20 protein-coding genes and 1 pseudogene are annotated in these 24,881 nt (G+C 51.3%); 20 read left to right on the top strand and 1 reads right to left on the bottom strand.

Features of this window, described 5'->3' with window-relative positions:
• Positions 1–9: 9 nt before the first annotated feature.
• From F605_RS10790 to acnA, 11 genes and pseudogenes are all read left to right on the top strand, one after another.
• Positions 10–1,407, top strand: a complete 1,398-nt coding sequence (locus F605_RS10790; protein ID WP_022863993.1) for a class I SAM-dependent RNA methyltransferase — start codon at positions 10–12, stop codon at positions 1,405–1,407.
• A gap of 507 nt (positions 1,408–1,914) precedes the next feature.
• A complete protein-coding gene (locus tag F605_RS0100685) occupies positions 1,915–2,364 on the top strand; it encodes a hypothetical protein (protein WP_211209979.1) in 450 nt (149 codons plus the stop codon).
• 41 nt (positions 2,365–2,405) lie between these two features.
• Positions 2,406–2,822, top strand: coding sequence for a DUF2975 domain-containing protein (locus F605_RS09025; RefSeq protein WP_081639078.1), 417 nt, complete (start codon positions 2,406–2,408; stop codon positions 2,820–2,822).
• A gap of 74 nt (positions 2,823–2,896) precedes the next feature.
• A pseudogene (locus F605_RS11555) lies at positions 2,897–3,046 on the top strand (helix-turn-helix domain-containing protein); the annotation flags it as partial.
• Between the two features lie 83 nt (positions 3,047–3,129).
• Positions 3,130–3,333, top strand: coding sequence for a type II toxin-antitoxin system RelB/DinJ family antitoxin (locus F605_RS09020; protein ID WP_022863989.1), 204 nt, complete (start codon positions 3,130–3,132; stop codon positions 3,331–3,333).
• Positions 3,334–3,496: 163 nt separating this feature from the next.
• A complete protein-coding gene (locus F605_RS0100670; protein ID WP_022863988.1) occupies positions 3,497–4,042 on the top strand; it encodes a glutathione peroxidase in 546 nt (181 codons plus the stop codon).
• 109 nt (positions 4,043–4,151) lie between these two features.
• Entirely contained in the window at positions 4,152–5,102 is a 951-nt protein-coding gene (locus tag F605_RS0100665; RefSeq protein ID WP_022863987.1) for a metal ABC transporter solute-binding protein, Zn/Mn family, read from the top strand.
• Positions 5,095–5,760, top strand: a complete 666-nt coding sequence (locus F605_RS0100660; RefSeq protein WP_022863986.1) for a metal ABC transporter ATP-binding protein — start codon at positions 5,095–5,097, stop codon at positions 5,758–5,760. The genes F605_RS0100665 and F605_RS0100660 overlap by 8 nt, the downstream gene beginning before the upstream one ends.
• The gene (locus F605_RS0100655; RefSeq protein WP_022863985.1) at positions 5,757–6,548 is read left to right on the top strand and encodes a metal ABC transporter permease; all 792 of its coding nucleotides are present in this window, start codon (positions 5,757–5,759) and stop codon (positions 6,546–6,548) included. The genes F605_RS0100660 and F605_RS0100655 overlap by 4 nt, the downstream gene beginning before the upstream one ends.
• 9 nt (positions 6,549–6,557) lie before the next feature.
• Positions 6,558–8,000, top strand: a complete 1,443-nt coding sequence (locus F605_RS09015) for a hypothetical protein (protein WP_022863984.1) — start codon at positions 6,558–6,560, stop codon at positions 7,998–8,000.
• Positions 8,001–8,292: 292 nt separating this feature from the next.
• Positions 8,293–10,995: an aconitate hydratase AcnA gene (acnA, locus tag F605_RS0100645; protein ID WP_022863983.1), complete on the top strand. Its 2,703-nt coding sequence runs from the start codon at positions 8,293–8,295 to the stop codon at positions 10,993–10,995.
• A gap of 290 nt (positions 10,996–11,285) precedes the next feature.
• Here acnA and F605_RS0100640 read toward each other — a convergent pair whose 3' ends face one another.
• Positions 11,286–13,085, bottom strand: coding sequence for a chloride channel protein (locus tag F605_RS0100640; RefSeq protein ID WP_027723472.1), 1,800 nt, complete (start codon positions 13,083–13,085; stop codon positions 11,286–11,288).
• A gap of 96 nt (positions 13,086–13,181) precedes the next feature.
• Between F605_RS0100640 and dxs the strand changes: the two genes are divergently transcribed.
• From dxs to steA, 9 genes are all read left to right on the top strand, one after another.
• A complete protein-coding gene (dxs, locus tag F605_RS09010) occupies positions 13,182–15,053 on the top strand; it encodes a 1-deoxy-D-xylulose-5-phosphate synthase (protein WP_022863981.1) in 1,872 nt (623 codons plus the stop codon).
• A 146-nt stretch (positions 15,054–15,199) separates the two neighbouring features.
• Positions 15,200–16,162 carry a sugar-binding transcriptional regulator gene (locus tag F605_RS0100630; protein WP_022863980.1) on the top strand — a complete coding sequence of 321 codons (963 nt, stop codon included), beginning with the start codon at positions 15,200–15,202 and terminating at the stop codon, positions 16,160–16,162.
• 41 nt (positions 16,163–16,203) lie between these two features.
• Positions 16,204–17,265 (top strand): NAD(P)H-dependent glycerol-3-phosphate dehydrogenase, encoded by a 1,062-nt coding sequence (locus F605_RS0100625; RefSeq protein ID WP_027723471.1) that lies wholly within the window; start codon positions 16,204–16,206, stop codon positions 17,263–17,265.
• Positions 17,266–17,499: 234 nt separating this feature from the next.
• Positions 17,500–20,103, top strand: coding sequence for an HAD-IIA family hydrolase (locus F605_RS09005; RefSeq protein ID WP_244865144.1), 2,604 nt, complete (start codon positions 17,500–17,502; stop codon positions 20,101–20,103).
• A complete protein-coding gene (locus tag F605_RS0100615; RefSeq protein WP_022863977.1) occupies positions 20,093–20,290 on the top strand; it encodes a hypothetical protein in 198 nt (65 codons plus the stop codon). The genes F605_RS09005 and F605_RS0100615 overlap by 11 nt, the downstream gene beginning before the upstream one ends.
• A 2-nt stretch (positions 20,291–20,292) precedes the next feature.
• The gene (locus tag F605_RS0100610; protein ID WP_022863976.1) at positions 20,293–21,129 is read left to right on the top strand and encodes a TlyA family RNA methyltransferase; all 837 of its coding nucleotides are present in this window, start codon (positions 20,293–20,295) and stop codon (positions 21,127–21,129) included.
• 21 nt (positions 21,130–21,150) lie between these two features.
• Positions 21,151–21,984 (top strand): NAD kinase, encoded by an 834-nt coding sequence (locus F605_RS0100605; RefSeq protein ID WP_022863975.1) that lies wholly within the window; start codon positions 21,151–21,153, stop codon positions 21,982–21,984.
• A 3-nt stretch (positions 21,985–21,987) separates the two neighbouring features.
• Entirely contained in the window at positions 21,988–23,673 is a 1,686-nt protein-coding gene (gene recN, locus F605_RS0100600; protein ID WP_022863974.1) for a DNA repair protein RecN, read from the top strand.
• Positions 23,674–23,682: 9 nt separating this feature from the next.
• Positions 23,683–24,879 carry a putative cytokinetic ring protein SteA gene (gene steA, locus F605_RS0100595; RefSeq protein WP_027723470.1) on the top strand — a complete coding sequence of 399 codons (1,197 nt, stop codon included), beginning with the start codon at positions 23,683–23,685 and terminating at the stop codon, positions 24,877–24,879.
• Positions 24,880–24,881: the final 2 nt, after the last annotated feature.

The raw sequence follows: 24,881 nt of genomic DNA, 5'->3' as shown, positions 1-24,881 counted from the left end.
CATTAACTTATGAATGAAGTTTCCTTGCAACTACTGCGTCCAGTTCATGGTGGTTACTGTCTGGCACATGAAGATGGACAAACCTATATGGTGCGTTTCGGATTGCCGGGGGAGCAGGTAACAGCTGTCCCGGTCGCTAAAAAAGGCAAAGTTATTTTTGCCGAGGTGAGCGAAGTGCTGCAGGCTTCACCTCAGCGGCAAGTGCCGGTGTGGGCTTTGGGCGGTCCGGGAGGCACGGGCGGGGCAGATCTTTGCCACGTGAAACTGCCGTACCAACGCCAATGGAAAGCACAGGTACTGGGGGATTGCCTGCGGCGCCTAGGAGGTGAGGAAGTTTACGCGCAAGCGTTGGCTGCCAGTGGGGGAGAGCTAAGCTGCCAGGGCGTAAGTAGCGGACACGCTGGCGGCGAGGACGGTTTAGGGTATCGTCTGCGCGCCGATTTTGAGGTCAGTTCTGCTGGGCGCCTGGCGATGACTAAGTTTCGCGGGGAAGAACTGGTAGAGATCGATAGCTTCCCGCTGGCGGATCCGCTGATTAGTGACTCTTCTTTATTTAGCGACCCCAACAGCTGGAGCCAGGTTTTTACGCCGGGAGGGCGCGTCCGGGCATGGGCGAGCGCGAACGGGCTGCGAGTGTGGAACGGACGCTCCCTGTTTGATGAATCGGCTCATCCGGTTACAGAAAAGAATGTGCGTTTAACGGTTCCCGGTTTCGGGGACTACCTGGTGGCCCCGAGTGGTTTCTGGCAGGCGCACCGCCAGGCGGCACGGATTCTATGCGAGCAGGTAATGGCAGCGGCTACCAGCGATTTTGGGCTAGATAGCGGGGTATCTACTGCTCAGGGGGAGGGCCTAGGAAACCCTGTCAATGGCGCGGCTGACGGGAGTGTCGAAGAGAGCGAGCGTAGCGAGGCAGACGCGAGTAGCGACCGCCCGCTAATACCCGGGGACCGGCGGTGGGATGAAATCCTGGAACTGTACTCAGGGGCGGGACTGTTTTCGCGTCCTCTGGCTAAAATTTTGGATAGGGGAGGACGCCTGAGCACTTTAGAGGGGTCAAAGCCTGCAGTAAAAATGGCGCACAAGAATCTTTCTGGAGTGCCTGGACGTCTGCAGATTCGCGCTGGGAGGGTAGATCCCCGGGCGCTCGCGGATTATGCCGACAAGATGAAGGCGCCGCCCCTGGTGATAATGGATCCCCCGCGTAGCGGTGCCGGAAGGCAGGTAATGGCGGCGCTGGCAAGCCTAGAGCCGGAGCGGATTATTTACGTGGCCTGTGACCCGGCTGCGCTTGCCCGCGACCTGAAAGTCGCCGTATCCAACGGCTATCAGATCGCGTCTTTACAAACCTTCGACCTCTTCCCCCACACCCACCACGTGGAGATTGTAGTATTGATGTATAGATAATAAGATAACAGATTATAAAAGTAGGATTGCACTCAGTAAAATTGAAACAGCCTTAACTGAGAAAAATATAGGATATGATGGAGACTTAGAAATCGCTCTTATTCCAGAACTTTTAGAACTAATGTTTTGGTGGAAAAATCGGATTCTAACAAAGTTCTAAATGAGTCTTAAAATTCTGCCTCAAATAATTGAATTATGGGGACTAAACATAAAGTCAGAAGAATTCCCTAAAAAAGCAAGACTAACAGAAAACCAACAACTACACCATTGCTTCTATTAAGGGCAGTGGAACTTGGTCTTTCTGTTTCTGATTTATTCCTACTGACAATTGGGCTTGTAAATGATATGTTCACAGAAAAGAATAACGATGAATATAAATACAAAGAAGTAGCTACGAAAGAAGACTTTGATAAGTTTTAAGTCATTACGAATGATATTGACAAATTATAATTATCGTTTTACCATAATTAGATGGGGAGGATTATAATGAGGAAAAGATTTTTAATAATGGCTATTTTTCTTGTTTTTTCTATAGTTTTAACTTCTTGTAGTCCAAATACTACAACAGAACAAACAAGTAGTAAAAAAGAAGAAAAGATTGAAATATTTGATTCTAATAATAAAAAAATTGTTGAAACAGAAGAACAAGAAGTTCTAGGCTACTTTAGTAATTTGACAGGAATGAGTGCAGAAAATATTAATGATAAAAATTTCGACGCTTATTTTAAAGAAATACCAGATGATGCAATAGAGTCTTACCACTTCTTATTAATCAGTAAGAGAGAGGATAAAAAAGCTACAAAGATAGATTTCTATATTTATGAAAATTATCCATATATTACAATGGAGGGAATGCCCTTGATGCTATCTTCATTAACCTGGGAACTTTCTAAAGAAGATTTAAATTATTTGAAGGATAGAGTACAAGAATGGAAAGATGTAGATGATAATAGATAAACGAAAGTGTTGAGGAAAAGTTATGAAGAGTTTTATTTCTAATTTTCAAAGATGATGTAATAAAAGTAGTAGAGTCTCAACAATTTAATCTACAAGGGGTTTCACTTCCTTTTATTATTTATTCATGTTTAAGTGCAGTTATGATATTCATTGTTGCTGGTTTCTCATTGGATAAATTTGAGAAGATTTTAGTGAATTTAGAGAAGAAAGATTATTTTTCAGACTTAAATTCAAAATATACGAAAAACATTTTAATAGCTATTTTAATTTTGACAATATGCCAAATTATTTCTAAGCTAGTCTTCAATTATTTTAAAGTTGACAATGTTAGCGGTGTTTTTAATTTAACTATTAAGGACTATTTAACGAATATAATTTTTATGGTTGTAGCATTTTCATCAATGATTATATCTGATACAGGAAAATCCTTAAAAGAAGATTCGGAAAGTATAATTTGAAAATGAAAGATCAAATAATTATAAATCTAGATCAAGTATTAAAAAAGAAAAATATGACATAGAAAGAGCTTGCAGCAAGGATAGGGATAACCGAAGCAAATTTATCAATATTAAAAACTGGAAAAGCCAAAGGCATAAGGTTTAACACTTTAGCGAGCATCTGTAAGGAGCTTGATTATCAACCAGGTGATTTACTTGAGTATGATAATGAAGAATATCAATAGTAAAATTAATGTATCAAATATAATGACAGTGTAGTGACTATGCACAAATTTGGTTATATAATAAGGTCAAAGGAGATGAGGAAATGGCTACAACAAATTTGAATATAAGAGCAGATAAAGAAATAAAAGAAGCTGCCGAAAAGATCTACTCCAGTTTAGGCTTAAATATGACTACTGCAATTAACATATTTTTAAGGGCGAGTGTTAGAGATAGTGGCATTCCATTTGATTTAAAACTTAATGTTCCAAGTGATGAGACGGTGGCGGTGATGTCGCGGGGGAGCTAATGGGTACGCATTGGAAGGGAAAACCGGTCCGCTCTATTGTCAACTCTTCCCGGGGAGGGAAAGAGATTTCTTATTAAATCACTTGGCGAATAATCATAATTATTAAAAAATTTGTGAATGAATAGGAAATACCGGAATTTGGTATTGGATTAAGGAGCGACAAATGGCGACGATATATGACTTTGAAGTAAAAGACCGACAGGGGCAGCTGGTAAAGCTAGAAACCTACAAGGGCAAAGTGATACTGATTGTAAACACCGCTACTGGATGCGGGTTCACTCCCCAGTACGAGGCTCTGGAACAGCTGTATGAACAGTTCAAAGAGCAGGGATTTGAAATTTTAGATTTCCCTTGCAATCAATTTGCAGACCAAGCGCCAGGAACGGCGGAGGAAATTCAACAGTTTTGCACGGTGAATTTTGGAACAAAATTTCCCCAGTTTGCCAAGATTGAGGTTAACGGGGATAACGCAGAACCGCTATATGCATTCCTAGCTGGTGAAAAACCTTTTGAGACCTTTGGCAAGGGCCTGAAAAACTTCGGGCTCAAAAAGTTTGCTGATAAAAATAACAGGAAATTTGGGGAAAAGGCCTATATTAAATGGAACTTTACGAAGTTCTTGATTGATCGCGAAGGGCAGGTACTTGCTCGCTTCGAACCCACCGTGGATATGGAGGAAGTTAAGAAAGCTGTCGAGCAGGCCCTCTAATCTGTAGCGGAAAAATACTGAAACTCAATTTGATAACCATTCTCAGTACTGTTAAGTTTTTTGAACGAAATAAGTATTTCGCATAGTAAAACTCAAAACAGTTAGGAAAATGGTGCATAAAGATAGCTTCAAAACCCTTCTGGCCTCACTGATTGCCGCCCTCTTGGTATTTTCTGCAGCAGGCTGTAGCGCACACGCGCAGGGAGGGGCTAACGCGGAAAACACTGGAGAAAAAGATAAGCCCCTGGTCTATGCGACTTTCTTCCCGGTAGCTGATCTGACCAACCGGATCGTCGGTGACAAGATGGAAGTCAAAACCATTATTAAAGGCACTCAAGAGCCCCACGACTTTGAACTACAAACCAGTGATCGCGCCGAAATCGCAAAAGCCGATCTGATTGTTTACAACGGCGCCGGAATGGAGGGATTTATAGAAGACCTCCGCGAGAGCCTGGGGAGTGAAGAAAAATTCCTAGATCTATCGCAGGGGCTAACCCTACTAAGAAATAAAGATGCGGCTCGCACTGATACCACCGCAGTTAACCCCCATACCTGGCTCAGCGTTAAAAACGCTCAGACCGAGCTGAAAACAATTTGTGAAAAAGTTAGCGCCCTAGATCCTAAAAATGCTAGCTATTACCAGGAAAATCTGGAAAAAGCCCAAGAGAAATTCCAGGTGTTAGACAAAAAATTTGCTCGGGAAATCGCTAAAGTTCCCGCTGAAAAACGCTACTTTGTTGCCTCCCATGCAGCCTTTAACTATCTGGCAGACGACTACGGGCTCAAACAGGTAGCAGTCACCGGGATTTCACCCGAGGACGAACCCTCGGCTAACCAATTGGCTACCATTGCTGATTTCGTGAAGAAACATCAGATCAGCACGATCTTTTTTGAAGGGAAAGCCACTCCGAAAGTCGCAGAAACCCTAGCACGCACTACCGGAGCAAAAACCGGCACTCTTTACACCATGGAGCATCTAACTAAGGAGGAAGAGGCGCTCGGATATCTGGGGCTAATGGAGAAAAACTTAACTAACTTGATGGAATCGTTCGGTGAATAAGGTCCTGGAAATAAATAAAGTCGCTTTTGCGTACGGGGATGTCCCGGTGCTGCAGTCAGTGGATTTATCCCTCACTGCCGGACAATTTGTAGCGGTAAGTGGCGATAATGGAGCAGGAAAATCCACCCTAATGAATCTGATACTGGGGAATTTGCGTCCCTCGCAAGGGCAAATCCGTCTTTTCGGAGACCTGAGTAACGTAGACGGCCACTATCGCGACCTCGCCTATCTTTCCCAAAACGCGGTCAGTGGCTACCGCAATTTTCCGACCACCGTGGCGGAGCTAGTGCGGGTCTATCTGGCGCAACTGAAAAGAAAAAGCGATCCTACCGCCCTGCTGGACACCGTGGGGTTAAGCGGGGTGCGCACCCATCGTCTGCGCGAGTTATCTGGGGGGCAACTGCAGAGAGTAGGAGTCTTACTGGCACTCCTGAAACAGGCGCGTCTGATTCTCTTGGATGAACCTACCGGCGGTATAGATCAAAAGTTTTCGCTTGATCTCTACCACCTTTTGCGGGAGCAATGTGACCAGGGGAAAACGGTTTTGATGGTTACCCATCAATTGGCGGAAGTTGCTCCTTTCTTAGATGCTGCTTATCGCTTGTCTGCAGGGAAAATGACTTCCCTTGAGCTAGAAAAACTTGAGGTTAGCCGATGAGCCTCTTTGCTTACGACTTCATGCAACGTGCCTTCCTGGTAGGAACAGTACTGGCGGTAATCTTGCCCTTAATCGGCTTGCCGATTGTACTCAAACGCCTGTCGATGATGGGGGATACGCTCTCACATTCTTCGCTGGCGGGAGTAGCTGCCGGGCTGGCTTTCGGTTTTAACCCCTTAGTGGGATCGGTTATTGCCTGCGTAATCGCAGCTCTATGTGTAGAGGCAGTACGAGTACGTTTGCGTGCCTACCAAGAGATTTCTACGGTTATTGTGTTAGCAGCTTCGATTGGGCTCGCCGGAATTTTTACCAGTTTTTCCGGTGGATCTAGCGCCATCACCACCTATCTATTTGGTTCTATCGTTACTTTAAGTGACCTGGAATTGTATCTAGTGATAGGGGTGGGGTTAGCTGTGGTGGTGGTCTACAGTACCCTGTATCGCCGCCTCTTTTTGACAATATTGGATCCTCCGGCAGCTCGGCTATTAGGGATAAACATTCGCGTCCTCAATTTTGTGTTCGCACTGTTGGTGGCACTAGCGGTATCGGTAGCGGCAAAAACCATCGGATCCCTGATAGTCTCCTCGATTCTGGTAATCCCCGCGATCGGGGCTATGCAGTTCGCGAGAACCTATCGCGGCACCCTGGTGCTGTCAGTGATTATGTCTTTGTTCTGTGTGTATGCGGGGCTAGTGGTCTCGTTTTATCAAAACCTGCGCCCCGGCGCGGTAATCGTCCTCATATCGGTATTTGGGCTGCTTACGGCCTTAGTCTTTAGAAAAAAGTAAGGAGAAAACATGGCTAAAACTAAGCTAATAGTAGGGGCAGGGGTAGCCGCTGCTCTACTGGTGACTTCCAGTGCGCTGGCATTTGGGGGTGCTTTTAATAACGGTGAGGGCGGCCTCAACGGCTCAGGGGAAACTGCCGCTGTGGCAGAAAAAATAGCGCCTCGTCCTCAAGAACCCAAGTTCAAACTAGATGAAACCACCCAAGTCTTAGTGGACGGAGAAGTAGCTAGCGATGAAATCGTGAAAGTAATAAAACACGGTGATCACTGGCATGTGTTTACCAAAGACGGACGTGAAATCATTACCTACACCGATCCGGCTAAAGCCAAGAGTGCGGGACAACTGCGCAGTACCGCGAAAGTACTATCTGCAGGGCAATTGGGGCAGGTGGCATCGCAGGGAGTAGTAAAGATCCTAAAACATGGCGACCACTACCATATTTACACCGCAGATGGCCAGGAGTTTGTCACCTACAGTAATCCCAGTGGCCTTTATCCCGGGATCGCTATCGGAACATATACCGGCACTCACGGGGGCTCAAAGGTGGTAAATCCCAGCTACCGTCCGTGGCATCCGCAGGTAGTTCCGGCGGGTGGTAAAACTAATCCTTCCGGAGTACCGGGTAAAACAGTTAAACCCCATCCGAGCGGGAAACCAATCCCCGGAGGGGGGTTACAACTGGTGCGGGTGGTTTCTTTGCCGCAACTGGCCAAGCTGCCAATCGTGAAAATCTTGCAGCATGCAGATCACTATCACGCCTATACGCAGACAGGGGAAGAGTACATAACCTACGAAAATCCCGCGAAAGTCTTTCCGCAAATAAAGATAGGGCAGTACTCCGGTTCGCATGGCGGGAATGGGAATACCACTAAGCCGAATAGCGGCGAAAAACCCAGCAAACCGGGGAGGCCGCAACCAGAAACTGAGCAGCAGCCGAAACCCGGTGACCACTCTGGCCAAAATCAAATTGATGATTCTGAGCGAGTCGTAAAAATTCAACGCCACGGAGACCACTGGCACCTGCATTTCGCTGATGGGCATGAAGGAATCAGCTATACCGATCCTTCTGATCTCTATCCTGATATTGAAATCACCGAATATGAAGAGGAAAAACCGCAGGATACTACCGAGGTTAGCGAAGACGAAAAGTTTACCTATGACCAGGTAGAAGCGAAACTAGTCGTCCCCTTGGAGTACATCACTTACGGCAATGTCACCCATGCCACCCGCTTTGACCAGGAAAATCAGCGTTTTGTAATTCCGCATTACGATCACTACCATTACATGACCTTGGATACCATTATCCAGTTCGCCCGCGGGGGCAAGGATAATATGTTCCATGGCTATAGTGCCCGGCAGGTAGTGGCCACTTTGAAGTATCTGATTTTGCACCCGGAAGCGCGGCCTAAGGGCGAAAATGGCTGGGGGAGCGCCGCGGAGGTTACTCCCTAGAAAGTTCTAGGAATGCTTGGCGGAAAGTAACGTAAAAGAAAATTAGGTAAGGAAATTCTTTTTAAAATCCTGGGATTCTAGAGAGAGTTTCTTACCCGCGGGCTGAGGAAGAGCGGTGCTCTTTCTTCAGCCCGCGTAATCATCTACTCAGGTGGATAGGGGTTTTAAGTTTCCGGTATGCCACTTTCTGCCTTTCGTGGGTGGGTAAAAAATCGCACCACTGGCATTCGCTCGCTCCGCAAAGTATCTTGATATCAAGAGAAAATATTTTTATTTCCTGCGGGAGGTTGCAATGAGTTTAAACAGCTTTGGTGCTGCGACCCAGCTAAGTGTTGGCGATAAGAGCTATAAAATCTATGACCTAAAGGCGGTGCCTGGCACCGAAAAATTGCCCTACTCCTTAAAAATCCTGGCAGAAAACTTGCTACGTAATGAGGACGGGGAGAATATCACCAAAGAACAGATCGCGCAGATTGCGAACTGGGATCCCGATGCCCAGCCCAGCCAGGAAATCCAGTACAGCCCGGCGCGAGTTTTGATGCAAGACTTCACCGGAGTTCCCTGCATCGTTGACCTGGCGACTATGCGCGATGCGGTGGTGAACCTAGGCAAAGACCCGGACCTGATTAACCCGCAGGTACCAGCGGAAATGGTTATTGACCACTCGGTGCAAATCGACGTATTCGGCTCTAAAGATGCCGTGGAACGAAACATGGACATCGAGTACCAGCGGAACCAGGAACGCTACCAGTTCCTACGCTGGGGTCAAGGCGCCTTCGAAAACTTCCGGGTAGTACCCCCGGGGACCGGGATTGTGCACCAGGTAAATATCGAATACCTGGCGCGGGTAGTATTCGCCGATAAGGACGAGGACGGCGCGCTGGCTTACCCCGACACTTTGGTAGGTACCGACTCCCACACCACCATGGTGAATGGTTTGGGCGTCCTCGGCTGGGGCGTCGGCGGGATCGAGGCCGAGGCGGCGATGCTTGGCCAGCCGGTATCGATGCTGATTCCGCGGGTAGTGGGCTTCAAACTGACCGGTGAAATCGCGCCGGGAGCTACTGCCACCGATGTGGTACTAACTATTACCCAAATGTTGCGTGACCACGGAGTAGTCGGCAAGTTCGTCGAGTTCTATGGTGAGGGCGTGGGGGCAGTTCCGCTGGCCAACCGTGCCACTATCGGCAATATGTCGCCTGAGTTCGGTTCCACTGCCGCAATCTTCCCCATCGATGAGGTCACTATCGACTACCTGCACCTGACCGGTCGTAGTGAAGAATCCTGCGCCTTGGTACGTGAATATGCTAAGCGGCAAGGACTATGGCACGATCCCGCTCACGAGGCGCGTTACAGCGAATATCTGGAACTGGATTTGTCCACCGTAGTGCCTTCGATAGCTGGCCCGAAGCGTCCCCAAGACCGCATCGAACTAGCGATGGCCAAAGATTCCTTCAAGAAGATTCTTCCTGACTATGTGGCGGGCGATAAGACCATTGATCCGAAGCTGATGCGTCCTACCCGCCCCAGTCAGGTGAAACTGGCCGGAGGAGAAGAAGTAGTAATGGATCATGGCAACGTGGTGATTGCCTCCATTACTTCCTGTACTAACACTTCGAATCCCTCGGTGATGATGGCGGCTGGTTTGCTCGCCAAGAACGCCGCGGAAAGGGGTCTAACGCCAAAGCCGTGGGTGAAAACTTCGCTGGCGCCTGGCTCCCAGGTAGTGCGGGACTACTACGAAAAATCTGGTCTGATGCCCTATCTGTCACAGCTGGGCTTTGACATTGTAGGTTATGGCTGCACTACCTGTATCGGTAACTCTGGGCCGCTGCCCGAGGAAGTTCACAACACGGTAGAGGGCTCAGACCTGACCGTGGTGTCCGTCCTCTCTGGTAACCGTAACTTTGAGGGGCGGATTAATCCGGATGTAAAGATGAACTACTTAGCATCCCCGCCGCTGGTTATTTCCTACGCGCTGGCTGGAAGCATGGATTTTGATTTCGAAACTGAGGCGCTGGGGACAGATAACCGCGGGAATCCCGTCTATCTGCGCGATATTTGGCCAACTGCCGAGGAAGTAGAAAAAGTAATCGGCCAGGCTATTGACCGCGATATGTATCTGCAGGATTACCAGAGCGTCTTTGAGGGCGATCACCGCTGGCAATCGTTAGAGGTTCCCGATTCACCCACTTTTGCCTGGGATGGTGACTCCACCTATGTGCGCCGGGCACCCTTCTTCGAAGGAATGCCGGAAACCCCGAACCCGGTGAAAGATATATCCGGAGCCCGGGTGTTGTTGAAACTTGGGGATTCGGTAACAACTGACCATATTTCCCCCGCGGGTGCGTTTGCTGCCAAGACTCCGGCTGGTCAATACCTCAGTGCTAACGGGGTGGAGCGGCGCAACTTCAACTCCTATGGTTCGCGGCGCGGTAATCACGAAGTGATGATGCGCGGTACCTTCGCAAATATCCGTATCCGTAACCAGCTCCTCGATAATGTCGAGGGTGGTTTCACCAAGGACTTCACCAAAGCGGACGCTCCGGTAGTGCCGGTTTATGATGCTTCGGTCTCCTACGCCCAGACCGGCGTACCCCTAGTAGTGCTTGGCGGTAAGGAATACGGAACCGGATCTTCGCGTGACTGGGCAGCTAAAGGCACCTTACTGCTGGGAGTAAAAGCGGTGATAGCGCGGTCTTTCGAACGGATTCACCGCTCCAATCTGATTGGTATGGGGATCTTGCCGCTGCAGTTCCCCGAGGGTGAAAGCGCCGATTCCCTGGGTCTCGACGGGACTGAAACCTTTGATATTAGCGGGATTACCCAGCTCAATGAGGGGGTAACCCCAGCGACTATGAAGGTGACCGCGATTAAGGCAGATGGCTCCGTCGTAGAGTTTGACGCCACCGTGCGGATCGACACTCCCGGTGAAGCCCAGTACTACCGCCACGGTGGCATCCTGCAGTATGTGCTGCGCAACCTAGTTGCCTAGTTAACCGCTAGAAACTTGGCCACCAGCCCATAGTATCCGGGGTGGCAAAAGCGCTCGGGGGACCCCGGTGATTCTTGCTTCGCTCGAATCAAGCCCCCTCTCGCATCTTTTGCCACCCCGGATTTTTGCTGTTTGCCGTTTTCGTAGGGTGTAGAAATAACACGCGACCGACTATTTGCACATGTAATAGGGGTTAGGTAAAGATAAAATTCAACGCACAATTGCAGAAGCCCGGTACCCGATTGGGAGGCTAGCGGATGCAGCCGGTTTTTACCACGCCCAGAGTGGCGTTAGCGGTGGCGGTAATGAGTCCAGCGTTTGCGGATCCGGCTGCCTAGGGAATCGCCTAGATCGCGCTGGTTAAGCGCGCGGGTTTGCTGACGATACAGCTTGACAATCAGGTCGCGTCCTCGCACATAACCCAAGACTTCTTGGGAGCGTCCTATCACTGGCAGGTTTGAAAGTGAGGACTCTGCCAGCTCCTTGAGAATCTGGCTAGGGAGCTCTTGGGGAGTGCAGAAGGCTGCGGACAAAGGGATCTTAGTTAAGGGCGTATCCGCGCCGCGTTTGTCGATTTCTTGGCCGATCAGCAGGGCGCTCACGGAGCCTTGGAATTCTCCCTGAGAATCTACCACCGCCAAAGAGTTCTCGCCGCAAGTTTCCAGGGTGTTTTCGGCCTGAGCGAGGGTGATATCTTGACTTAAAACTTGCGGTGGCTGATGCATTAAATCCGCGGCGGTGCTGCGTCCGAGCAAAGTAGCAGAGACGGGATCGGAAAGCCGGTCACCGCGCCTATGTAATTTTTGGGTATAAATAGTCGACCGGGTCATAAACAGGGAAATTCCGGTGGCAATCGCTACCGCCAGCATCATCGGGAGAATCAGAGAATACTGCCGGGTCATCTCGATAATGATGAAAACCGCGGTTAGGGGCGCGCGAGAGGCCGCCGCGAAAGCCGCTCCCATCCCGATTACTCCATAAATCGCGGTCGAAGAAGCCGACCAAGGCTGAACTAGCTGTCCCACCGCCATCCCTGCACAGGCGCCTACAAATAAGGTGGGACCGAAGACTCCGCCGGCTCCCCCCATAGAAATAGTGAAAGCGGCACTCACGGCACGTCCTAAAAGTAACGCTATAATCATCCAGACTGGAAAATCGCCGGAGAGTACCCGCAACTGTACGCTTTCGCCGGTGCCATACAAAAGAGGAAAAAAGTAGAGAAATACTCCCAGCAGCAGGGAACCAGCAACCGGACGAAACCAAGCATTCCAGTGATATACCAGGTCGATTCCATCCCAAACTAGGTAGATAAGTTTAGAAAACCCGATTCCCGCCAGGGTTGCTACCAAAGCCGCCGCTGCTACTAGCAGGTAATCGCTTTGGGAAAACAGATCTAAAGATTGGCTGAGAGGAACACTGGCACGGTCAGGCAGAAACTGTTGGGAAACCAGGGAGGCGGAAACCGAGGCAAACACGATGAAAACAAAGTCCTCGGCGCTGAGGGTACCGAGTATTACTTCGAGCGCAAAACAAGCACCAGCCAGGGGAGCATTAAAGGTAGCGGCAATCCCGGCAGCAGCTCCGCAAGCACACAGGAACATCAGCCGTTGTTTACTTAAGCCCAACCGGGTTCCGATCCCAGAAGAAATCGCGGCACCAATCATCACAATCGGTCCTTCTCTGCCCGCATTTCCCCCTCCTCCCAAGGTCAGAGAAGCGGCAAAAAGTTTCACTAGGGCGGTACGTCCGGGAATCCTCCCGCCTTTGCGGCGGACGGCGAACATAACTTCCGGAACGGCATGCCCGCGACTGTCAGGGGTGAAATATTCCACTACCGGTCCATACAGCAGGGCAGAAAGCACGGGAACCGCAATGATAAACGCCGGTGCTAAACCGAGGAATCCGTGGGGAGCGCCTGCGTGGACAGGATAATCGCTATAACCGGTTACCAGGTAACTCCAACCTGCTATTAGGTAATAAAAACCTACTGCTACCAGCCCCACTATCGCTCCGATAATGATTGCTAGGACAGTTAATCCCGCGCGAGAGGTCGCAAAAGAATTGGCACGTCCGGAAGGTTTTTTACCCATGGTTTCAGTTTGGCGCGCGGAGCAGGGTTGGCGCAAGTAACTAGCCGATAAATCCATCTCGCCCTTAAAAACTCAAAATATGACTAAACTGGCTGGGTGGCAAAAATAATCGATCGGATAAACAACCCGGCAGATTTACAGAAGCTCTCTAGTCTGGAGCTGGCGGATCTGGCCGGTGAGATTCGGTCATTCCTGGTCGAGAACGTGGCAAAAACCGGGGGGCATATGGGGCCCAATCTGGGGGTAGTGGAACTAACTATCGCCCTGCACCGTATGTTTTCTTCCCCTACTGACACCATTATTTTTGATACCGGGCATCAGGCCTATGTTCATAAGATCCTGACGGGACGCAAAAATTTTGCGAATCTTCGTACGGCGCAGGGACTCTCCGGTTATCCTTCCCGCGCAGAATCAGTACACGATGTGGTAGAAAACTCCCATGCTTCGACCGCGTTATCTTGGGCGCAGGGGGTAGCGGAAGCTAAAGCTTTAAAAGGAGATCGTTCCTATACGGTAGCAGTCATCGGAGATGGTGCCATGACCGGGGGAATGACTTGGGAAGCTTTAAATAACATCTCTGAACGTCCCGATCTGCGCCTCATTATTGTGGTTAACGACAACGGGCGTTCCTATGAGCCCACTATCGGGGGATTAGCCCATCACTTGGATGCACTGCGTACTTCTCCTACCTATGAACGGGCATTACGTTGGGGAAAGCAGCATCTGAAGTCTCGTGGTAAACCCGGTGAGCTCACCTATGATGCGCTGCATGGGATAAAACGGGGGGTGGCCGATATGGTTTCTCCCGAACAAGTAATGTTTTCCGACCTCGGAATTAAATACACTGGACCAGTCGACGGGCATGACATTGTAGCTACCGAGTTCCAGCTTGCCCGAGCGAAAGAATTCACCGGCCCCATCATTGTGCATGTCATCACCGAGAAGGGACGCGGATATACGCCTGCGGAAGAAAATGATGCGGATCATTTCCATACCGTAGGTCCGATTCATCCCGAAACTGGTTTGCCGGTAAAGAAGGAACGCTTCGGCTGGACATCCGTTTTTGCGGAAGAGATTGTGCAACTGGCAAAGCGTAACTCCAAGATTGTGGGAATATCGGCGGCGATGATGGAGCCAGTCGGGTTAAAGCCGTTGCGCGCTCAGTTCCCACAGCGAGTATTTGATGTGGGAATCGCGGAACAACACGCGATGACTATGGCTGCCGGTCTTTCCTATGCCGGGTGTCACCCGGTTATTGCTCTTTACGCTACCTTCCTAAACCGCGCTTTCGATCAGCTGTTAATGGATGCTGCCCTACATCAACAGGGGATAACCGTGGTTCTAGATCGCGCTGGTATCACCGGAGCTGATGGAGCCAGTCATAACGGGATGTGGGATCTGGCAATCGCGTCCATGATTCCCGGAATTCGAGTGGCCGCGCCGCGGGACGCTAGCACCTTACGCAAGTTATTAGGGCAGGCAGTTTCGATCGAAGACGGTCCCACTATCGTGCGCTATCCCAAAGGCAGCGTGCCCCCCGATATTAAGGCAGAAACAACCGCAGACGGCCTCGAGGTTTTATTCCACAGTTCCGGGAAAGGCAAAAATGTTCTGATAGTGGCGGTGGGAGCCATGGCCGGGCAGGCGATCGCCCTGTCTAAAGAACTTGCCGCGCGCGGGAAGGCAGTCAAATGTGTTGATCCCGGATGGGTAATACCGATTTCTCCCGCGCTTCTAGCGCAGGTAGCCGCCGCAGATTTAGTAGTCACTATTGAGGACGGGGAAGTAACCAATGGGGTAGGATCATTGCTGCGTACCACTTGCGCGGCAAAAAATTGTTTCACCCCGATTAAATCTTTTGGTATTCCTCAGGCGTTTTTACCCACGGATTCGCGCGATAACTTGCTGGAAAGCTCGCATATGACGCCTACGACGATGCTGAAGGAACTAGCGGACCTGCTTGACTAAAAGGTCGCTCTCTTGAGCAGCGTTTTGCTAACAATGTTCAAGGTTGTAACTAACCTGCACTTTTGTTGCAAAAATATTCTTTTTCTGAATCTTCACAGGACAACAACTTAGGCTGAAAATAGCGAGGAATAGAAAAGGGAGGGGACATGAGCGGCGAAGACTATCGAGTAGATCTGCTGGTGGAAGCAGCACGCATGTATTACGAGAATTCTTTGACGCATGCTCAGATTGGTAAAAAGCTTGGTTTTAGCCGCTGGACAGCCTCGCGTTTAATTCAAGAAGCCCGTGACCGGGGAATAGTGCGGATAACTATCGAGGCTCCTCGCGCTGAACACTACCAGCTGGAGCAGGGCTTAAAAGAATATTTTGATATAGATAAAGTGATAGTGGTTCCGCAAGAAACCGGGGAAAACGCTACTTTTCGGGCAGTGGCGCGAGCTGCAGCCCGGCATTTGCAGTCCTTGCGTCCGCAGCCGCGCACCCTGGCGGTTTCCTGGGGGAAGACGATTGCCCGGGTAGCGCGGGAACTACCTGACCAGTGGGCAAGTGGCACTACCGTGATTCAAACCAACGGCGGACCTAGCTACACTCAAGATAATTTTGTATCCGAATCTATCCGTACCATCGCCGAAAAAGCCGGAGGGTTTGGACGGGTACTACCAGCGCCAGCTCTGGTAGGAGACAGCCGAATTGCCTCTGCTTTGCGGCGGGATTTTTCTATCAAGGCCACTTTGGAAGCAGCGGCAAATGCAGATGTAATCTGTTTTTCGCCGGGAAAATTAGAGGCAGATTCAGTTTTGGTGCGCTCCGGTTATGTTTCTGAGGACGACCTACAAAAACTTTTCGACCGCGGGGTAGTGGGGGATTTGCTGTGCCGATTTGTAAACGAGCAAGGTCAACCGGCAGATACGGAACTAGATAAATGCACCATAGGTATTAGCCTAAAATCCCTTCGGAACGCGCGCATGAAAGTGGCAGTATCCTCCGGTGTTGGGAAAACCGCTACCACTATGGCCGCTCTCAGAGGTGGATATGTTGACACCCTAATAGTGGATTCTGGTCTGGCACAGTCACTATTGAAACCAGCTGAAACACCAACCGAAAAATGATGCAGGAATATCTTATTTCCAACACCTTGGGGAGAAACAAAATGGCAAAAATTGTAATGCTGGGATCGGGAATCATGGCAACTGCTCTTTCCTTTCCCTCCAGCGAAAACGGTCATGAGGTACGCCTGGTAGGCACCCATTTGGATCGGGATATTATCGACTCGATTAAAGCCAAGGGCATCCATCCTGACCTGGGGTTAAAGGTTAACGATGGGGTTAAGGTGTATCAGTTAGAGGACGCGGAAGAAGCCTTCGCAGATGCAGATGTAGTCATGTGCGGGGTTAACAGCTTTGGGATCGAATGGGCCGGGGAGCAGCTGGCCGGATTGCTGAAACCGGGGCAAGACGTGCTGTGTATTACCAAAGGGATGCGCGCCGACGAAGACGGCACCATGCATGTATTGCCGGAGGTGCTCAAGAAAGCGGTAGGCCCGGAGCTCGCCTCGCAAGTTTCCTGGTCAGCCATTGTAGGGCCTTCTATCGCTGGAGAACTCGCGGTGCATCACGACACCTGCGTGGTCTTCTGCGGAGAAGATCAAGAAGTATTAACCAAACTGGCCGATATGTTCCGCACTGATTATTACCATGTATGGACTTCCACCGACTTCATTGGACATGAAACTGGAGCGGCAACCAAGAATATTTATGCGTTTGCTGCCGGATTCGGTGATGGCTTGTTGGATAAAGAAGGTAAAACCGATGCTAAATATGTGCGCTTCAACTATGGAGCTGCCGTATTTGCGCAAGGCCAAAAGGAGCTACGCCAATTTGTACAGCTGCTCGGAGGAGAGGCAGTAACCGCTGATGGCCTGGGCGGAGTTGGCGATATGTTCGTAACCTCTATGGGGGGACGCAACGTAAAAGCCGGCCGCTACGTCGGCTCGGGAGTGCCCTTCTCCGAAGTGCGCGATTCCCTAATGAAAGGGGTTACCCTGGAGGGCGTGGCCGCGATCCAGGTAATCGGGGCAGCACTCAAGCCGCTGACGGAGCGGGGAGTAATCAAAGAGGACGACTTCCCTCTGTGCCGCTACCTGTACTCGGTAGTAGCTGAAGATGCGCCCCTAGAAATGCCCTGGTCGCTCTTCTTTGGAGGAGAACGCTAAGGGAAATCGTTGACTAGTTTTCTGGCTGGTGAAGACGGCTTTAGGCGGTTTTCGCCAGCCAGAACTATGTAGTAAAGAATAACTGGCTATACAAACGAACCCCTATTGTTCGCCTAGCGAGAGCGGGTGAAATAGTGAGGATAGACAACCTTTTAGATGCAGCTTTGCGACCCTATTTACGCTTAGAATAGAAGGAAGTCGACTAATGAAATAGTGAAAGATAAGGATCTAGAGTTGAGTAATTTTAATCAGCAAAGTGGCGGACGCGAACCCCAATGGCGCAAGCGGCGTTCACAAGCCGGCGGCGGGCAAGGTTCCGGTAATCAACGCAACTACTCAGATTCTTCAGGGGAGCGGCAGGGTGATCGTGACGGTTACCGCCGGCGCTCAAACTCCGAGGGCGGCTACCGTAAGGACAACCGTCGGGGCGGTAGATGGCAAGATCGACGCGGGCGTAATCCTCGAAATGATCGTAATGATCGTCGTGGCTCTTACCGGGGTGAGGACGGCTCCTACCGGGCAGACCGAGACGATAACCGGGGAGGACGCCGCAACTATCGTGATGACCGCGGGGAATCTCGCGGGTTTGGCGAGCGTTCCGGGCGCTCCTCCTATCGCGGGGGAGAGCGAAATGAGGCAGGTTCCCGCCGCGGCTTCAACCGGGGTGGCAAGCGCTTTGATCGTGATAACCGTCGGGATAATCGCCGAGATGAACGCCGGGAGCGGCAAGCGCAGGCACCTCGCTCAGGAAAGCATTCTTTCGGGGTGCGTGATTCCCGCTACCGTGCCAAAGAATGGCGCCATGATAACGAACCGCAGATTCCTCCGGCAGTAAAAGCTTCTGACCTTGATAGAGAATCTCGGACAGCCTTATCTTCGCTAGATCCGGACAATGCCGAAAAAGTAGCGCGCCATCTGGTGATGGCAGGGTCACTGCTAGATGTAGATGCTGAAGAAGCCTATTTGCATGCCAAGGCGGCAGTTAGCCGGGCAGGTCGCATCGGAACGGTGCGGGAAGCCTGCGCGCTGGCGGCCTATGCCAGTGGCAAGTACAGTGAAGCGCTACGGGAAGTACGTGCGGCGCGCCGCTTAGATGGGACTGACAGTTTGCGGGCTATTGAAGCAGATTGCGAACGCGGACTGGGTAAACCCGAGAAAGCTCTAGAGATTATTTCCGAAACCGACACATCAGCTTATAGTCTTTCTGACCTGGTAGAACTAGTGATAGTGCAGGCGGGAGCGCGTCACGACCTAGGGGAGTCCGATGCAGCCCTCCTGGTGCTTAACCGGTTCTTAGAAAAACAACAACTGGAAGAGCCAGTACTGCTGGCACGAATTCTTTCCTACAAGGCCGATCTTTTGCGCGAGATGGGAAGAGAAGAAGAAGCCGAGGAAGTTGCCGAGCAAACCCCAGAGGTTCCCGATACGGTGGCCATTGTAGATCTGGAAGAAGTGCTCGAGGCTGATAACCCCTACGTGCCCTCTGACCTACACGGTAGTCGTAAACCTCTAGTGGAGACCGCCGATGTGCTCCTCATCGATTTAGATGGGGTTTGCTATGCCGGCACCCGCGATATTCCCAATGCGGCTGCCGGTTTAGCAGCCGCTCGGGAAACCGGTATAAAGTTCCAGTTCGTAACCAATAACGCCTCCCGTACCCCGCAGCAGGTGGCGGAAAAGCTGCAGGGGCATCAGATTGCTGCCGCCGCGGAAGAAGTAATGACGGCGGCCATGGATGCGGTAGAGATTCTCACCCAGAAAATCGAACCCGCCTCCAAAGTGTTGGTGATCGGCACGCAGGCACTGCGCGATACCGTGGCGGAAGCCGGATTTGAGGTAGTTAGCAATGCCAGCGACCAGCCGGTAGCGGTAATCCAAGGCTATGGAGCTGAGGTGGGCTGGGCGCAGCTTTCCGAGGCTGCCTACGCGATTAACGCGGGAGCTCTGTTTATGGCTACCAACCTGGATGCCACTTTGCCCACCGAAAAGGGTTTCGCGCTAGGAAACGGTTCCTTGGTGGCAGCAGTAGAACATGCCACGGGACAAAAACCGTTCGCCGGTGGAAAACCTTTTGCCGGGATTTATCGGAAAGCCGCGTCTCATGCGGGCGGCAGTAAACCATTGGTGGTAGGAGATCGTCTTGATACTGATATTGCGGGAGCAGTTGCGGCCGATATGCTCAGTTTCCACGTTCTCACCGGGGTTTCTGATGCCAAAGCCGTGGCATTAGCCTATCCCGACCGCCGTCCCTCCTATCTAGGCTTGGATCTTACTGACCTAAACCGAGTGCATCCCGGGCCTGTGCATCAACCCACCGGGGCTTGGACTAGCGGAGAATCTGCCGGTTTTATGGTGGCCGAAGACGGGCGGGTAATGCGAGAAGAGGAACCGGTTGATAACGGCGCCGTCCTCAGCTTGGAGGATTATCGGGCATTAGTAGCTGCCGTGTGGGATGCGCGTGACCAGGGAGTTTTCGTCCATTTGCCTGATATCGAGGTAGTGCGCGAGGTCGAAACCTCGGAACCTAATGCCTCTGAAGAGGACGATCCTTCGGTAGCGGAAGAACCTGTAACTTCTCCCGAAGCGGACACCGAAAATTCGGGTTCCTCCTCCGCGGAAGCTGAAGCTGATCCGCAGGAAGAAGTAGCACCAGAATCTGCGGAGCAAGCAACGGAAGCGGACACAGCTGCGAGCGAACCGGCACCGGCAGCAGTGGAGGAAACTGCGGAAGTAGCTGAGGCAGCAGCGGTAGCTAGCAGCGATGAGGAAGCGGACGGGGAAGACCTGCAGCTAGAGCTACTGCTGCCTGGTGAGGTTGACAGTGAGCATGAACAGTAGCCTTTCTAACGCTCCCGAGGATCTGGAGCTGGCAGCTCGCAAATCCGATATCGACCAACTTTTAAACAGTTGGCCGACTGAAGGCACGAATATCTATCCGCAGGTTACCTTAAGTGATCTGGAGACGGTGGCTAATAAGTTATCTGCCGCTTTGGATTCTCTAAACGCCCAGATAGAAAGAAAATAATCGTGGGCAGGCTGCGGCGACTAGATCGCGAACTGGTACGTCGACACTTGGCAACTTCCCGTGCCCACGCGGCTCGGCTCATCACTGCTGGCCGAGTGAGCGTGGATGGGCGGATCATGCCTAAGCCGGCTTCCCAGATTGATCCTGCCCAAGCGGTGGTAGTAGCTGACAGCCCGGATGAGGAATATGCTTCTCGCGGTGGCTACAAGCTGGCCGGCGCCCTCGATATTTTGGGAAAGGACGCCCCGGTTATTAAAGGTAAACGTTGTCTGGATGCCGGGGCATCTACCGGCGGGTTCACCGATGTGTTACTGCGGCGGGGAGCGCAAAGCGTAATCGCGGTAGATGTGGGTTATGGGCAGCTGCGTTGGAGCCTGCAGCAAGACCCGCGGGTGGAAGTGCATGATCGTACCAATATCCGTTATCTGGATCCGCAAGAAATTGGGGAACCCGCGCAGTTAATAGTGGGGGATTTGTCTTTTATCTCCCTAAAGCTAGTGATACCGGCCCTGGTTAGAGCCTCTACCGCAGATGCGGAATACCTGCTGATGGTCAAACCTCAATTTGAAATCGGTCGAGAAGACTTGGGAGCCGGAGGGGTGGTTCGTGACCCTGCGGATCATTTCCACACGGTCCTCGCAGTGATCGCGGCAGCGAAGGAAAACGGGTTAGGATTAAAACAGGTGGCGGCTTCGCCGTTACCCGGGCCGGCAGGAAATGTAGAGTACTTTGTATACCTGGGGCGGGGAGCAGCTATGCCCCCCGACGAAGAAACACGGGAGTTGGTACGCTGCGCGATTGCGAACGGTCCCGCGGGGCAAGAAAAAACGGAAAAGTAGACCAAAAAGAGGGAGAAGCACATGGGTGAGCGGCACGTGATGGTAATCCGGCACCTTTCGCGCCCTGATCTGGAAAAAACCGCTGATAATATTGCCCAAGAGTTACGCAGTCACGGGATAACCCCGGTAGATGAAACTTATTCCGGCGCCGTGGAAATCGTAATCGCCCTGGGCGGAGACGGCACCTTACTAGGAGCGGCTCGCTACGCCCGTGCCCAAGCGGTACCGCTAATCGGAATTAATCTGGGGCATACCGGGTTTTTGACCGAGGTAGAGCCCGATCGAATTTCCGAAGTTATTGATCATATTGTGGCCGGTTCCTATACCGTACAGTCACGAATGACCGTGGATGTGACGGTTACTTTGCCAGATGGCAGGGAAATAACCGATTGGGCACTTAACGAGGCGGCAATTTTATCTACTGATCGCGCCCACCCTTCTCACCTAGGTTTAGGGATTGATCAACGCGGCATTACCACCTATGGTGCCGATGGCTTGATTGTGGCTACTCCCTCCGGTTCTACCGCCTACAGCTTTTCCGCAGGCGGTCCCATTGTTTGGCCAGACGTAGAGGCAGTAGTGGTTTCTCCCCTAGGGGCGCACGGTTTATTTACCCGTCCCTTGGTAGTATCCCCCGAATCCACTATGGAAATCTCAGTACTGCCGGATCAGCGCACGCCCATGCAGCTTTGGCTGGATGGTTTGCGTTGTCATGAAGTACCGCCAGCATCCTCCATGCGTGCTACCAAAGGCAAAGCTCCAGTAATGTTGGCTCAGATTTTGGATACGCCTTTCTCCGGACGCCTGGTTCATAAATTCCAATTGCCAGTTAAAGGCTGGCGTTCGCTGGGATAAATAATGATTGACCAGCTTACTATCAATAATTTGGGGGTAATTCCGCAAGCGGAACTTAACTTTTCCCCCGGTTTTACGGCGCTTACCGGGGAGACCGGAGCGGGTAAGACCATGGTTTTATCTTCTATTGGTTTGCTGCTCGGCAAAAAGGCTGACCCTGCCCTGGTGCGTTATGGAGAAAAAGAACTGGCGGTAGAGGGAATTTTTGTTTCCGATAGCTCCTCGACGGCAGCGCTGGTACTTACCGAGGCCGGCGGGTTAGTGGAGGACGGAGAGATTATTTTAGCTCGCAAGGTTCCTGCCCGCGGACGTTCGCGGTGTCACGGCGGCGGACGCACTATTCCCAGCGGAGTGCTATCTCAGATCGGAAGCGAACTGGTTACAGTACATGGACAGGCTGAACAGCTCAGATTACGTAGCGGGGCACGGCAGCTAGCTTTACTAGATTCTTATGGGGATGCGGCGCATCAAGAAATGGTTAGTGAATTTGGAGCCACTTATGCGGCGTGGCGGGATTTACAAACCCAGTTAGAACAGTGGGAAAACCAGCGACAAACCCGAGAAATAGAAGTGTCTCGCCTAAAAGAAGGCGTGGAGCTGCAGGAAAAACTGCAACCGGAGCCGGGAGAAGAAGACGAACTGCTCCGTAAAATTGAGCGACTGGGGAATGTAGAAGAACTCCGGGAAGCGGCTCAGGCTGCCTATAACTATCTCGGTGGGGATAGCGTTGACACTGCCGGCGGGGCAGCCTCCCTAGTGAGTGCGGCTATCCAAGCTTTAGAAAAGGGTGCCCAAAGCGATGAAGAACTATCCGAGTTAGCTCGCGGCCTCCGGGATGCCTCCTCAATCATTCTAGATATCTCCGCTGAGGCCGGAGCCTATCTTTCTACTTTGGAGGCGGATCCTGCGCAGTTAGATCAGTCCCAGAGTCGTCTGGCAGAGTTACGGCATGCCTATCGTCCTTGGGCTAAAGATTTAGATAGCTGGTTAACCTGGGCAGATACGGCGAGAGCAAGAATTATTAAGCTGTCCGGGCCGCAAAACCAGGGTACTTTGCTGGAAGAAGAACTGATCAAAACCGCCTCTCAGCTACAAACGTTGGGAAAGAAAATATCTCGTGCGCGTCTCGCCCTCGCAAAAAGTTTGCAAAAGGAAGTTTCGGGAGAGCTCGCTGCCCTACAGATGCCGGATGCCGGATTCGATATTGAGTTAGCAGCGCTACCTGAACCCAACTCTCATGGCTTTGACCAGGTGACTTTTGGATTGCGGGCGGGCAGGAAAGCGAAAATTCGTCCCTTGGGGCAAGGAGCTTCCGGGGGGGAACTCTCCCGGATCATGTTGGCTTTGGAAGTCACCTTGGCTGCAAAGTCTCTAGCTAAAGGGACTCCAACTTTTATTTTTGATGAAGTTGACGCCGGGATTGGTGGGGCGACTGCGCTTGCGGTGGGGCAACGCCTGGCTAGGTTGGCAAAACATGCGCAAGTGATAGTGGTAACGCATCTCCCACAAGTAGCGGCTTGGGCAGATAAACAACTGGTAGTGTCGAAAAACCATGATACTGCCCAGGTCAGAGAAGTCGCAGGTAGTGAGCGAGAACGTGAAATTGCGCGGATGCTGGCCGGTAAAGCGGACTCGAAATCTGCCCTAGACCACGCTCGGGAGCTGATTAACGCCTGTAGCGTGGGGTAATGTTAACCCGTGGGACTTTTTAGACGGAGCAAAACGAAAGCAGCAGAACCAGCCTCCAGCTGCCGGGTGCGGGTAGATAAGAAGACCAAGCATCTGACCCAGCGGCTCCAAGCCGGTGAAATCGCGGTTATTAATCATGCGGATATTGACCGGATTGCCGCAGAGACCCTGGTAGCAGCGGCACCTAGCGCGGTGCTTAACGCCGCTAAGTCAACTACTGGGCGTTACCCCAATATGGGGCCTTCTATTATTGTCGATGCCGGGATTACCTTGATCGATGATCTGGGTAGCGGGATTATGAACCTGAAAGAAGGTAGCACCGTCACTATAGAAGGCAACGCGGTCTACCAAAAGGGCGAGTTGCTGGCCGAGGGAGTGTTGCAGACTCCGGGAACTATCGCTATCGACCTAGAAGAGGCACGCAAAGGAGTCTCCACCCAGATAGAAGCTTTCGCCGCTAATACCATGGAGTATTTGCGCCGGGAACGCGATCTCCTTCTCGATGGGGTAGGGGTTCCTAAAGTTAAAACAAAGTTCGCAGGTAAACATGCCTTGATCGTGGTGCGCGGCTACCATTATCAAGAAGACTTACGTTCTTTGCGACCCTATATTCGTGAATATAAACCGGTGCTAGTGGGGGTAGATGGAGGAGCCGACGCCATCCTGGAACAGGGATATACCCCAGATATGATTATTGGAGATATGGATTCTGTCTCTGACCAGGCACTACGATGTGGAGCGGAAATTGTGGTGCATGCCTATCGCAATGGTAAAGCTCCCGGCACGGAACGGTTGAAAAAGGAGGGAATCCCTCACGTACTTTTCCCCGCGACCGGCACCTCCGAGGACGTCGCCATGCTGCTGGCCGACGATAAAGGTGCGGAAATGATCGTGGCGTTGGGAACCCATGCGACTTTGGTGGAATTCTTGGATAAAGGACGTTCCGGAATGGCCTCTACTTTCCTAACCCGCTTGCGAGTGGGGTCAAAACTGGTAGATGCGAAAGGAGTGTCGCAGCTCTACCAGCCGCGGGTATCTACTTGGCAGACTGTACTGCTCGCCCTAGTCGGGGTGGGGGCAGTAGCAATTTCGCTAGCAGTTACCCCCGTGGGGCAGACTTTCTATGGGATTGCCGGTATTTATTTGAATGATCTGATTGACTTTTTCCGTCAACTATTCGGGGTTGCTCCCTCACTAAAGGGCTAACC

The sequence above is a fragment of the Varibaculum cambriense DSM 15806 genome (assembly GCF_000420065.1).
GTDB lineage: Bacteria > Actinomycetota > Actinomycetes > Actinomycetales > Actinomycetaceae > Varibaculum > Varibaculum cambriense.
The sequence above is the reverse complement of the archived record's forward strand: the minus strand, read 5'-3'. Positions and strand labels throughout refer to the sequence as shown.